This is a genomic window from Streptomyces justiciae, from assembly GCF_015163075.1.
Lineage (GTDB): Bacteria > Actinomycetota > Actinomycetes > Streptomycetales > Streptomycetaceae > Streptomyces > Streptomyces justiciae.
Genome location: NZ_JADDXU010000003.1, coordinates 581,226 through 594,276, shown reverse-complemented (window position 1 = coordinate 594,276; position 13,051 = coordinate 581,226). Strand labels below are relative to the sequence as shown.

Below are 13,051 nucleotides of genomic sequence, written 5' to 3'. Positions count from 1 at the left end.
CAGGTGTGCGTGAGCGTCCGGGTTTAGGCTCGGACGTAGGTACGAAGGTGCCACACACGCCACAGCAACCTAAGGAACAACTGATGGAGCTCGGTCTCGTCGGCCTCGGCAAGATGGGCGGCAACATGCGCGAGCGGATCCGCCGCGCAGGCCACACCGTCATCGGATACGACCGCAACCCGGACCTCGCCGATGTCCACAGCCTGGAAGAGCTTGTGGGCAAGCTCAAGGGACCGCGCGTGGTCTGGGTGATGGTCCCGGCCGGTGGCCCGACCCAGTCGACGGTCGACGAGCTGGCCGAGCTCCTGGAGCCGGGTGACGTCGTCGTGGACGGCGGCAACTCCCGCTGGACGGACGACGAGAAGCACGCCGAGGAGCTCGCCGCCAAGGGCATCGGCTTCGTCGACTGCGGTGTCTCCGGAGGTGTGTGGGGCCTGGAGAACGGCTACGCGCTGATGTACGGCGGCGACGCGGAGAACGTCGCCAAGGTGCAGCCGGTCTTCGACGCGCTCAAGCCCGAGGGCGACTTCGGCTCGGTGCACGCCGGCAAGGTCGGCGCCGGGCACTTCGCCAAGATGGTCCACAACGGCATCGAGTACGCGATGATGCAGGCCTACGCCGAGGGCTGGGAGCTGCTGGAGAAGGTCGACTCCGTCACCGACGTGCGCGAGGTCTTCCGGTCGTGGCAGGAGGGGACGGTCATCCGTTCCTGGCTGCTCGACCTGGCCGTCAACGCCCTCGACGAGGACGAGCACCTGGACAAGCTGCGCGGTTACGCACAGGACTCCGGCGAGGGCCGCTGGACTGTGGAGGCCGCCATCGACAACGCGGTGCCGCTGCCGGCGATCACCGCGTCCCTGTTCGCGCGGTTCGCGTCCCGGCAGGACGACTCGCCGCAGATGAAGATGATCGCGGCGCTGCGCAACCAGTTCGGCGGCCACGCGGTCGAGAAGAAGTAATCCACAGGGCTGTTGAGAACAGCCCACAAGCTGGGGGAGGTCGGCGCCCGACCATGCACGTCACGCATCTGTCGCTGGCCGACTTCCGCTCGTACGCCCGGGTCGAAGTTCCGCTCGACCCGGGCGTCACGGCCTTCGTCGGCCCCAACGGGCAGGGCAAGACGAACCTGGTCGAGGCGGTCGGCTATCTCGCCACCCTCGGCAGCCACCGCGTCTCCTCCGACGCCCCCCTGGTCCGCATGGGCGCCGACCGCGCGATCGTCCGGGCGCAGGTCAGGCAGGGCGACCGGCAGCAGTTGGTCGAGCTGGAGCTGAACCCGGGCAAGGCGAACCGCGCTCGAATCAACAGGTCGTCGCAGGTCAGACCGCGTGACGTGCTCGGCATCCTCAGGACCGTCCTCTTCGCCCCCGAGGACCTCGCCCTGGTGAAGGGCGACCCCGGGGAGCGGCGACGGTTCCTCGACGAGCTGATCACCGCCCGCTCCCCGCGCATGGCGGGCGTGCGCTCCGACTACGAGCGGGTCCTCAAGCAGCGCAACACCCTGCTGAAGTCGGCGGCGCTCGCGCGCAGGCACGGTGGCCGCTCGATGGACCTGTCCACGCTCGACGTGTGGGACCAGCACCTCGCGCGCGTGGGTGCCGAGCTGCTCGCCCAGCGGCTCGACCTGATCGCCGCGATCCAGCCGCTGGCCGACAAGGCGTATGAGCAGCTGGCGCCCGGCGGCGGCCCGATCGCCCTGGAGTACAAGCCGTCGGCGCCCGGTGAGGCGCACACCCGTGAGGATCTCTACGAGCAGCTGATGGCGGCGCTCGCGGAGGCCCGTAAGCAGGAGATCGAGCGGGGCGTCACCCTCGTAGGTCCTCATCGGGACGATCTGCTGCTCAAGCTCGGTCAGCTGCCGGCCAAGGGCTACGCCTCGCACGGGGAGTCCTGGTCGTACGCGCTGGCGTTGCGGCTCGCGTCGTACGACCTGCTCCGCGCGGAGGGCAATGAGCCGGTGCTGATCCTCGACGACGTGTTCGCCGAGCTGGACACCCGGCGCCGGGAGCGGCTGGCGGAGCTGGTGGCGCCCGGGGAGCAGGTGCTGGTGACGGCGGCGGTCGACGACGACGTACCGCATCTGCTGGTGGGGGCGCGGTACGCGGTGTCCGGTGGGGTGGTGGAGCGCGCGTGAGTGCCGAGGAGCCGAAGAAGAACACGCCCGAACCCTCGGGGATCGACCTCGCGCGCGTGGCGTTGCGCGCGGCCAAGGAGCAGGCACGCGCGCGTGGGGACGCGGCGCAGCAGAAGAAGCAGGCGCGGCGGGGCGGTCTGCGCTCCGGCGCGCGCGCCGACGGGCGCGACCCGATGGCGCTGGGTTCGGCGATCAACCGGCTGATCAGTGAGCGGGGCTGGGAGGCGCCGGCGGCGGTCGGCGGGGTGATGGGGCGCTGGCCGGAGATCGTCGGGGAGAACCTCGCCAAGCACTGTGTGCCGCAGAAGTACGACGAGGACGAGCGGGTGCTGGTCGTGCAGTGCGACTCCACGGCGTGGGCGACCCAACTGCGTCATCTCGCGCCCGCTCTGGTCGCCCGCCTCAATGAGGACCTGGGCCAGGGCAGCGTGCGGATGATCAAAGTGCTCAACCCTGGTGGCCCCCCGCGGCGCTACGGCCCCCTGCGTGCCCCGGGCAGCACAGGCCCTGGTGACACCTACGGATGAGCCCGCAAACCTCTGGGTGACAGACATCACATCGACGGCCGTCGGCGGTCCTCCGGGACCTTCGGCGGCCGTCGTGTCGTACACCCGCACGCGGTTGCGAATCGCGACCTGACTCCCAAGTAGCCAAGGGTTGACAGTCAGAAGCGCTGAGTGCCTCCGTGAGCCTCTTGGAGCCCCGCTCCGTATATGGGGACCCGGCGGAGCGGTATTTCGGGCGGCACATGAGGACTCAGGTACCGGCAAACCCCCATCACTGTCGGCGCTACCGGTAGACTGGAAGCCAATCCCGCCCCATTAGTGGGGACCGCCGGGACAAGCTGAGCAACGCTGATCAAGGCTTACCAACGCAACATGCCGCAGCCGCTCCGGCAACCCGCCGACGAGCTTGGCTCGTGCTGTGCCAGAAAGGGCGCTTCGTGGCCGATTCCGGCAACCCCAACGAGAACATCCCGTCCACCGACGCCGGCGCGAACGGCGAGGTCACCGCCTCGTACGACGCCAGCGCCATCACCGTCCTCGAGGGTCTGGACGCGGTCCGCAAGCGACCCGGTATGTACATCGGCTCGACCGGTGAGCGGGGTCTGCACCACCTCGTGTACGAGGTCGTCGACAACTCCGTCGACGAGGCGCTGGCCGGGCACGCGGACACGATCGACGTGACGATCCTGGCCGACGGCGGCGTGCGCGTCGTCGACAACGGCCGTGGCATCCCGGTGGGCATCGTCCCGTCCGAGGGCAAGCCCGCCGTCGAGGTCGTGCTGACCGTGCTGCACGCGGGCGGCAAGTTCGGCGGCGGCGGTTACGCCGTCTCCGGTGGTCTGCACGGCGTGGGTGTGTCCGTCGTGAACGCGCTGTCGTCGAAGGTCGCCGTCGAGGTCAGGACCGACGGCCACCGCTGGACGCAGGACTACAAGATGGGCGTCCCCACGGCCGCGCTCGCGAAGCACGAGGCTACCGAGGAGACCGGCACCTCGGTCACCTTCTGGGCCGACGGCGACATCTTCGAGACCACGGAGTACTCCTTCGAGACGCTCTCGCGGCGCTTCCAGGAGATGGCGTTCCTCAACAAGGGTTTGACGATCAAACTCACTGACGAGCGCGAGTCGGCGAAGGCCACCTCCGGTGCGGACGAGGCCGGTGCCGATGAGAAGGCCGAGGTCAAGCACGTCACGTACCACTACGAGGGCGGCATCGTCGACTTCGTGAGGTACCTGAACTCCCGCAAGGGCGACCTGGTGCATCCCACGGTCATCGACCTGGAGGCCGAGGACAAGGACAAGAGCCTGTCCCTCGAGGTCGCGATGCAGTGGAACAGCGGCTACAGCGAGGGCGTGTACTCCTTCGCCAACATCATCCACACCCACGAGGGCGGTACGCACGAGGAGGGCTTCCGTGCGGCGCTGACCTCGCTCATCAACAAGTACGCGCGCGACAAGAAGCTGCTCCGCGAGAAGGACGACAACCTCACGGGTGACGACATCCGCGAGGGTCTGACGGCGATCATCTCGGTGAAGCTGAGCGAGCCGCAGTTCGAGGGCCAGACGAAGACCAAGTTGGGCAACACGGAGGCGAAGACCTTCGTGCAGAAGGCCGTCTACGAGCACCTCAACGACTGGCTGGACCGCAACCCGGTCGAGGCCGCGGACATCATCCGCAAGGGCATCCAGGCGGCCACCGCGCGCGTGGCGGCCCGCAAGGCGCGCGACCTGACGCGTCGTAAGGGTCTGCTGGAGTCGGCGTCCCTGCCGGGCAAGCTCTCCGACTGCCAGTCCAACGACCCCACCAAGTGCGAGATCTTCATCGTCGAGGGTGACTCCGCCGGCGGCTCGGCCAAGTCCGGCCGCAACCCGCAGTACCAGGCGATCCTCCCGATCCGAGGCAAGATCCTCAACGTCGAGAAGGCGCGGATCGACAAGATCCTGCAGAACCAGGAGATCCAGGCGCTGATCTCGGCGTTCGGCACGGGTGTGCACGAGGACTTCGACATCGAGAAGCTCCGCTATCACAAGATCATCCTGATGGCGGACGCCGACGTCGACGGCCAGCACATCAACACCCTGCTGCTGACCTTCCTGTTCCGCTTCATGCGGCCGCTGGTCGAGGCGGGGCACGTGTTCCTGTCGCGTCCCCCGCTCTACAAGATCAAGTGGGGTCGGGACGACACCGAGTACGCGTACTCGGACCGCGAGCGCGACGCGCTGCTCGAGATGGGCCGCCAGCGCGGCAAGCGGGTGCGTGAGGACTCCATCCAGCGCTTCAAGGGCCTTGGCGAGATGAACGCCGAGGAGCTGCGCATCACGACGATGGACCAGGAGCACCGCGTCCTCGGCCAGGTCACCCTGGACGACGCCGCGCAGGCCGACGACCTGTTCTCGGTGCTGATGGGCGAGGACGTCGAGGCGCGCCGCCAGTTCATCCAGCGCAACGCCAAGGACGTCCGCTTCCTCGACATCTGAGTCGGTCTCAGCTGACCGCACCAGGAAGGATCTTCACCAGCAATGACCGACGAGAACACCCCCCTCACGCCTGAAGAGGGCGGCGACATCGCCCAGCGTGTCGAGCCCGTCGGGCTCGAGACGGAGATGCAGCGCTCGTACCTCGACTACGCGATGTCCGTCATCGTCTCGCGTGCGCTGCCGGATGTCCGGGACGGCCTCAAGCCCGTCCACCGCCGCGTCCTGTACGCGATGTACGACGGCGGCTACCGCCCCGAGCGCGGCTTCTACAAGTGCGCCCGCGTCGTCGGCGACGTCATGGGCAACTACCACCCGCACGGCGACAGTTCGATCTACGACGCCCTGGTCCGTCTCGCCCAGCCGTGGTCGATGCGCATGCCGCTCGTCGACTCCAACGGCAACTTCGGCTCCCCGGGCAACGACCCGGCGGCCGCCATGCGCTACACCGAGTGCAAGATGGCGCCGCTGTCGATGGAGATGGTCCGTGACATCGACGAGGAGACCGTCGACTTCACGGACAACTACGACGGCCGCTCCCAGGAGCCGACCGTCCTGCCGGCCCGCTTCCCGAACCTGCTGATCAACGGCTCGGCCGGTATCGCGGTCGGCATGGCCACCAACATCCCGCCGCACAACCTGCGCGAGGTCGCGGCCGGCGCCCAGTGGTACCTGGAGAACCCGGAGGCCTCCCACGAGGAGCTCCTGGACGCGCTCATCGAGCGCATCAAGGGCCCCGACTTCCCGACCGGCGCCCTGGTGGTGGGCCGCAAGGGCATCGAGGAGGCGTACCGCACGGGCCGCGGCTCGATCACCATGCGCGCGGTCGTCGAGGTCGAGGAGATCCAGAACCGCCAGTGCCTGGTGGTCACGGAACTGCCCTACCAGACCAACCCCGACAACCTCGCGCAGAAGATCGCCGACCTGGTGAAGGACGGCAAGGTCGGCGGCATCGCCGACGTCCGTGACGAGTCCAGCTCGCGCACCGGCCAGCGTCTCGTCATCGTCCTGAAGCGGGACGCGGTCGCCAAGGTCGTCCTGAACAACCTGTACAAGCACACGGACCTGCAGTCGAACTTCGGCGCCAACATGCTGGCCCTGGTCGACGGCGTGCCGCGCACGCTCTCCCTGGACGCGTTCATCCGCCACTGGGTGACGCACCAGATCGAGGTCATCGTCCGCCGGACGAAGTTCCGGCTGCGCAAGGCCGAGGAGCGGGCGCACATCCTGCGCGGTCTGCTCAAGGCCCTGGACGCCATCGACGAGGTCATCGCGCTGATCCGGCGCAGCGACACCGTCGACATCGCGCGCACGGGCCTGATGGAGCTCCTGGAGATCGACGAGATCCAGGCGAACGCCATCCTCGAGATGCAGCTGCGCCGACTGGCCGCCCTGGAGCGCCAGAAGATCATCCAGGAGCACGACGAACTCCAGGCGAAGATCACGGAGTACAACGAGATCCTGGCCTCGCCGGTCCGCCAGCGCGGCATCGTCAGCGAGGAACTCGCCGCGATCGTCGAGAAGTACGGCGACGACCGCAAGACCATGCTGGTGCCCTACGACGGCGACATGTCCATCGAGGACCTCATCGCCGAGGAGGACATCGTCGTCACCGTCACGCGCGGCGGCTACGTCAAGCGGACGAAGACGGACGACTACCGGGCGCAGAAGCGCGGCGGCAAGGGCGTACGGGGTACGAAGCTCAAGGAAGACGACATCGTCGACCACTTCTTCGTCTCCACCACCCACCACTGGCTGCTGTTCTTCACCAACAAGGGCCGCGTCTACCGGGCCAAGGCGTACGAGCTGCCGGACGCCGGGCGTGACGCGCGTGGACAGCACGTCGCCAACCTGCTGGCCTTCCAGCCGGACGAGGCGATCGCCGAGATCCTCGCCATCCGCAACTACGAGGTGGCGCCGTATCTGATCCTGGCCACCAAGGGCGGTCTGGTGAAGAAGACGGCTCTGAAGGATTACGATTCGCCGCGTTCCGGAGGTGTCATCGCGATCAACCTCCGGGAAACGGACGACGGTTCTGACGACGAACTGATCGGTGCCGAACTCGTTTCGGCCGAGGACGATCTGCTTCTGATCAGCAAGAAGGCGCAGTCGATCAGGTTCACGGCGACGGACGAAGCACTCCGTCCCATGGGCCGCGCGACCTCGGGTGTCAAGGGCATGAGTTTCCGTGAGGGAGACGAGCTGCTCTCGATGAATGTTGTTCGACCCGGTACGTTCGTGTTCACTGCCACCGACGGTGGGTACGCGAAGCGGACCGCCGTCGACGAGTACCGCGTCCAGGGTCGCGGCGGCCTCGGCATCAAGGCCGCCAAGATCGTGGAGGACCGGGGTTCTCTCGTCGGCGCGCTGGTGGTCGAGGAGACCGACGAGATCCTCGCCATCACGCTGGGCGGCGGTGTGATTCGTACGCGAGTCAACGAGGTCAGGGAGACGGGCCGTGACACCATGGGCGTCCAACTGATCAACCTGGGCAAGCGCGATGCCGTCGTCGGTATCGCACGTAACGCCGAGGCGGGGCGCGAGGCGGAGGAGGTCGACGGCGAGGACGCCGTCGACGAGACCGCCGAAGGTGCCGCGACCACCGGCACGGACGAGGGTGAGGCGCCCTCGGCCGAGTAGCACGAGGAGTGAGTCACGTGAGCGGAGCCACGGGCGCCGGATCGTCCAGTACCCCTTCCGGTACGGACACGGACGACGGCGGTCGTGGCTCCGCCGCGCGTACGAACGCTGCGCGTACGACCGACGCGCGCGCCACGGACGGGCGGGCGACAGATTCGCACACGACCCAGCTCAAGGCGATCAAGTCGCCCGCCAAGGACTCTCCCTCGCCCGACGCACCTGGATCACAGGGGGGAACTGTGACGGACACCCGAGGCCCGCAGACCCAGCAGTACGCGGCCGGCGCGGGCCCGGCTGCTCCGGGCGCACAGCCGCAGCCGTCGGCCCCGCCGCCGTCGCCGCTGCCGGGGGAACGCCGGCCGGAGCAGGCCGCGGGGCCCTACCACCCGCCGCAGGCCTACCCGGCGCAGGCCGCCGCCACCGGCGCCGTACGCCGGCCGCGCACCGGTGCGCGCACCACGCCGCGGACCCGCAAGGCGCGGCTGCGGGTGGCCAAGGCCGACCCGTGGTCGGTCATGAAGGTCAGCTTCCTGCTCTCCATCGCGCTCGGCATCTGCACGATCGTCGCGGCCGCCGTGCTGTGGATGGTCATGGACGCGATGGGCGTCTTCTCCAGCGTCGGCGGCACCATCTCCGAGGCGACCGGCTCGAACGAGTCCAACGGCTTCGACCTGCAGTCGTTCCTCTCGCTGCCGAACGTCCTGATGTTCACGACGATCATCGCGGTCATCGACGTCGTCCTCGCGACGGCCCTCGCGACGCTCGGCGCGTTCATCTACAACCTCTCCGCGGGCTTCGTCGGCGGCGTCGAGCTGACGCTCGCCGAGGACGAGTGAGCGGCCCCGACTATCGATTTTGGGACTGCCCCGGTCGTGCGCTAATCTTCAGGAGTCAGCGCGCGGGACACACACCGCAGAGCGCGGCGGGGCTATAGCTCAGTTGGTTAGAGCGCATCCCTGATAAGGATGAGGCCACAGGTTCAAATCCTGTTAGCCCCACAGCACAAAGACCCCCAGTCGATACGACTGGGGGTCTTTCTCGTATGCGGAGTTGCTGTGTGTGTGGGGGCGGGCATGCGAACGCCCGGTCGCTGGCGACGGGGGATGCACCAGCGACCGGGCTATGGCCAAGGCTAACAACGGTGATGGTGCTGGGGGAGGCGGCTGCTCGGGACCGGTGAGGTGTTGTGACGGGGATCACGTGGTCCCGTCAGTCCTCGCACGGGGGTTCATAGGCGAGTCGCGGCAGGTACTCGTGCCATTTCCCGGGCGTCAGGACGCCGCGCGTGGCCGAGCAGATGCGGCGGACCGCCGTGTCGGTGTCGAGGTTCCACAGCCGTACGGTGTCGACGCCGCTGGAGATGCCGAGCAGATCGGCGTGCGGGCTGAAGGACAGGAAGCTGCCCGTCTTGCCGTTGGGGCTCATCGCCTGGCCGATGGGCGTCGCGAGTGCCGGGTCGGTGACGTCCCAGGCGCGGACCGTGTTGTCGTTGCCGCCGCTGGCGAGGGTGTCGCCGTCCCTGCTGAAGGTGAGGGAGACGATCGCCTCGGTGTGGCCGGTGAGGGTGGGGCCGACCTGGGTCGCGTCGCCGGGGTCGGCGACGTTCCACAGGCGGACCGTGTCGTCGTCGCCGGCGCTGGCCAGGGTGTGGCCGTCCGGGCTGTAGGCGAGGGTGTCGATGGGGCCGGAGTGGCCGGTGAGCGGGGCGCCGAGCGGGGTCGCGTGGCCGGGGTCGGTGACGTTCCACAGGCGGACGGTGTCGTCGGCGCTGCCGCTCGCCAGGGTGCGGCTGTCCGGGCTGAACAGCAGGGAGTTGACGTACCCCCGATGGCCGGTCAGCGGGGCGCCGAGCCGGGTGAGGTGGGCGGGGTCGGTGACGTTCCACAGCTGGATCGTGCGGTCGTCGTGGGCCGTCGCGAGGAGGCGGCCGTCCGGGCTGAACGCCAGCGCCTCGGGGCCCGGGAAGCGGGTCTGGAGGGGGACCGGGCGGCCGTGGGGGACCGGGTGGCGGGGGTCGGCGACGTTCCACAGCTGCACCGCGTGGCTGCCCGTCAGGACCGCGAGGGTGCGGCCGTCCGGGGCGAAGGCCAGCGCGCGGATGTCGCCCTCCCCCGGTCTGAAGGGCGCGGCCAGCCGCCGGGGCCGGTCGGGGTCGGTGACGCTCCACAGGCGGATGTGCTCGTCGCGGGCCGCCGTGGCGAGGACGCGGCCGTCGGGGCGGAACGCGCCGAGCCTGCCGGTCATGTCCGAGGTGGGGATCGACCACAGCCGGACCTTGTTGTCGCCGTTGCCGGTGGCGAGCGTCCGCCCGTCCGGGCTGAAGCCGAGCGCGTACATCTCCCCGCTCGCGCCGGACAGCGGCTCCCCGATCTGGGACGGGGAGGCGGGGTTGGCGACGTTCCACAGGCTGGCTGTGCTGTCCGCGCTCGCGGCGGCGAGACGCGTGCCGTCGGGGCTGAACGCCACCGACCAGACGGGGCCGGTGTGCCCGGCCAGTGGGGTGCCCAGCGGCTCGGCCGCGTGCGGATCGGCCACGTTCCACAGTCGTACGGTGTCGTCCGTGCTGCCGCTGGCGAGGGTGCGGCCGTCCGGGCTGAACGCCACGGAGTGGATGATTCCGGTGTGTCCGGTCAACGGGCTGCCCAGCGGCTCGGGTTCGCGCGGGTCGGTCGTGTCCCACAGCCGGATCGTGTCGTCGTCGCCCCCGGCCGCCAGGGTCCGCCCGTCCGGGCTGAACGCCACGGAACGCACGGCCGCGGTGGAGCCGGTGAGCGGCCTGCCGAGCGGCTCGGGGCGGGCGGGGTCGGTCACGTTCCACAGCCGTACGGTGTGGTCGTCGCCGGCGGAGGCGAGGGTGCGGCCGTCCGGGCTGAACGCGACCAGGTAGATCGTGCCGTCGTGGCCGGTCAGGGGAGCGCCGAGGGAACGCGGCCGGCTCGGCTGCCGTACGTCCCACAGGCGGATCGTTCCGTCGTCCGAGGCACTGGCGAGGGTGTGGCCGTCCGGGCTGAAGACCGCGCTGCTGACCCAGCTCGTGTGGCCGGTCAGGGGCTTGCCTAGCGGCTTCGGGCGGGCCGGGTCGGAGACGTCCCACAGGCGGACGGTGCGGTCGTAGCTGGCGGTGGCCAGGGTGCGGCCGTCGGGGCTGAACGAGGTGAGGTAGACGGCGCCGGTGTGGCCGAGCAGCGGGGTGGCCAGCGGGGCGTTCGCCGTCGACAGCACGCGGCTGCGCGCGCCCTCGTCGTCCCCGCGCAGCCGGTGCGCCACCAGGGCGAGCTGGGCGGACAGCGAGGGGTCGGTGTCCTGGAAGCGGTCCGCCTCGGCGACGACCTGCTCGAAGACGGCGTCGTCCCGCTGCTTCCACGCGATCACCGCCGCGCAGACGGCGACGAGCGTGAGCGCGAGCAGCGCGGAGATCGCGGCCCGGCTGATCCACACCGTGCGCCGGCGCAGCCGTACCGAGGCCGCCAGGAACTCCACCGCGCTGCGGGTCAGGAAGGTGTCGCCGGCCGACTTCGCCCAGGTGTGCGCCTGTTCGAGGCGTGATCCGCGGTACAGAAGCGCGGAATCGCGCTCGGAGTCCTCCCAGGACCTGCCGTCCTCCTCCAGGCGCTGGCGCAGCAGGTTGCCGTTGCGGTCCTCGTCGATCCAGTCGCGCAGCCGCGGCCAGGCATGCAGGAGCGCCTCGTGGGTGATCTCCACGGTCTCCGCGTCCAAGGTCACCAACCGGGCCTGGACCAGCGCCTCCAGGGACTCCTCGGTCTTGTCGGGGTCCGTCGACTCCGCCGCCAGCTGACGCCGGGTGCCGCGCCTGCGGGTGGCCTGGGTGTCCTCGCTGAGCCGGACCAGCCGCAGCAGGAGCAGCCGCGCGGCGGTACGGGCGGCCGGGTCGAGCCCGGACCAGGCTCGCTCGGCGGTGGCCGCCACGGCGCCCTGGATGCCGCCCGCAGCCCTGTATCCCGCCAGCGTCAGCCGGCCCGACTTGCGGCGCTGCCAGGTGGCCAGCAGCGCGTGGGAGAGCAGGGGCAGCACTCCGGCGTCGTGCGCCCCGCGCGGCCCGTCGGCGCTGACCTCGCGCACGATCAGCTCCGCGAGCCCCGGCTCCAGCTCCAGACCCACGGCCTTCGCCGGGGCGGTCACGGCCTCGCGCAGCTCCGTGGTGGTCAGCGGGCCGAGCACCATGTGCCGGTGCTGGAGCGCGTCGGCGAGTTCGGGATGGCCGAGGCACTGCTCGTAGAAGTCGGCGCGGATGCCGAGGACGACCAGCACCGGGGCCGGATCGTCCGGATCGCCCGAGCCGTCGCCGGGTGTGGACGCGGCGTGCAGCAGTTGGACGAACGTACGGCGGTCCGCCTCGTCGGCGCAGAGAGTGAACGTCTCTTCGAACTGGTCGACGATCAGGACCGGCCGGGCCTCGCCGGCCCACGCGCGCACGGAGTCCCGCACGGTCCGGGCGAAGGCGGGATCGTACGGGTCCGGAACCGACGCGAGTACGGGGATACGACGGGTCAGCTCGGCGAGCGGGTCGGCGCCCGGCACGAGCTGGACCACCTCCCGGCCCTGGTCGGTCAGCGCGGGCACCAGACCGGCGTTGAGCAGGGAGGACTTCCCCGCTCCGGAGGCGCCCACGAGCATGACCAGTCCCCCGGTCCGCTCCGCGCCGAGCAGCTGGGCGAGGAGGGCGTCGGTGCTGCGTTCGCGGCCGAAGAACCAGCGGGCGTCCTCGCGGCGGTACGAGGCGAGGCCGCGGTAGGGGCAGACGCCGGCCGCGGGCGGGGGCGGGGTCTCGGCCGCGGGGCGTTCGTCGTCGGCGGTGCCGGTGATCGCCTGCTCCCACAGGCGCTGCCAGTGGGCGAGGTCGTAGAGCCCGGTGGAGACCGGGGTGGGCTGGGCGCGGCGCGCCTGGGGTATCAGGATGTGCAGGACGGCCGCGAGCGCGGTGAACTGTGCGGGTACGTTCCTGGCCCGGCGCCAGTCGCTGATCCGCTGCGCGGAGACCCGTACGGGACGCCCCCGCTCGTCGACCCGCTGGAGTCGGCCGACCGCCTCGGACACGCTCTTGAGGGGCGGGTTTCCGGCCTCCCGGTACAGCAGCGCGAGGCGTTCCGCGAAGGCCGTGCGTGCCCCTGAGTCGGAACTCAAGGCCTCCACCCCTTACTTCCCTCGCCGCTGGACATCCGGACCGGAAAACTCACTCTATAGGGCTGACCTGCGGAAAAGTCGATCCCCCAGGTCCGGAACCTCCCCGGCGACGACACCAGGGGGCAGGATCAAGCCACAGCGACGCGGTTGACTGT

7 protein-coding genes and 1 tRNA gene are annotated in these 13,051 nt (G+C 70.0%); 7 read left to right on the top strand and 1 reads right to left on the bottom strand.

Annotation, left to right across the window (positions count from 1 at the left end; all coding sequences use genetic code 11):
• Positions 1-83: 83 nt before the first annotated feature.
• The 7 genes from gnd (at position 84) to IQ210_RS11025 (ending at position 8,752) form a co-directional block, all read left to right on the top strand.
• The gene (gnd, locus tag IQ210_RS11055) at positions 84-959 is read left to right on the top strand and encodes a phosphogluconate dehydrogenase (NAD(+)-dependent, decarboxylating) (RefSeq protein WP_194078727.1); all 876 of its coding nucleotides are present in this window, start codon (positions 84-86) and stop codon (positions 957-959) included.
• Positions 960-1,012: 53 nt separating this feature from the next.
• A complete protein-coding gene (recF, locus tag IQ210_RS11050; protein WP_194078726.1) occupies positions 1,013-2,134 on the top strand; it encodes a DNA replication/repair protein RecF in 1,122 nt (373 codons plus the stop codon).
• Entirely contained in the window at positions 2,131-2,661 is a 531-nt protein-coding gene (locus IQ210_RS11045) for a DUF721 domain-containing protein (RefSeq protein WP_194078725.1), read from the top strand. Before recF ends, IQ210_RS11045 begins: the two co-directional genes overlap by 4 nt.
• A 416-nt stretch (positions 2,662-3,077) precedes the next feature.
• Positions 3,078-5,117: a DNA topoisomerase (ATP-hydrolyzing) subunit B gene (gene gyrB / locus IQ210_RS11040; RefSeq protein WP_194078724.1), complete on the top strand. Its 2,040-nt coding sequence runs from the start codon at positions 3,078-3,080 to the stop codon at positions 5,115-5,117.
• A gap of 42 nt (positions 5,118-5,159) precedes the next feature.
• The gene (gene gyrA, locus IQ210_RS11035) at positions 5,160-7,754 is read left to right on the top strand and encodes a DNA gyrase subunit A (protein WP_194078723.1); all 2,595 of its coding nucleotides are present in this window, start codon (positions 5,160-5,162) and stop codon (positions 7,752-7,754) included.
• A 17-nt stretch (positions 7,755-7,771) separates the two neighbouring features.
• The gene (locus tag IQ210_RS11030; RefSeq protein WP_194078722.1) at positions 7,772-8,590 is read left to right on the top strand and encodes a DUF3566 domain-containing protein; all 819 of its coding nucleotides are present in this window, start codon (positions 7,772-7,774) and stop codon (positions 8,588-8,590) included.
• An 88-nt stretch (positions 8,591-8,678) separates the two neighbouring features.
• A tRNA-Ile gene (locus IQ210_RS11025) sits at positions 8,679-8,752 on the top strand.
• 211 nt (positions 8,753-8,963) lie between these two features.
• Here the strand turns inward: IQ210_RS11025 and IQ210_RS11020 are convergent.
• Positions 8,964-12,905, bottom strand: a complete 3,942-nt coding sequence (locus IQ210_RS11020) for an nSTAND1 domain-containing NTPase (protein WP_194078721.1) — start codon at positions 12,903-12,905, stop codon at positions 8,964-8,966.
• Positions 12,906-13,051: the final 146 nt, after the last annotated feature.

What these genes read in the sequence shown, in the direction of transcription:
- gnd (WP_194078727.1), top strand. Translation starts at nt 84, where the DNA reads ATGGAGCTCGGTCTCGTCGGCCTCGGCAAGATGGGCGGCAACATGCGC.
- recF (WP_194078726.1), top strand. Translation starts at nt 1,013, where the DNA reads ATGCACGTCACGCATCTGTCGCTGGCCGACTTCCGCTCGTACGCCCGG.
- gyrA (WP_194078723.1), top strand. Translation starts at nt 5,160, where the DNA reads ATGACCGACGAGAACACCCCCCTCACGCCTGAAGAGGGCGGCGACATC.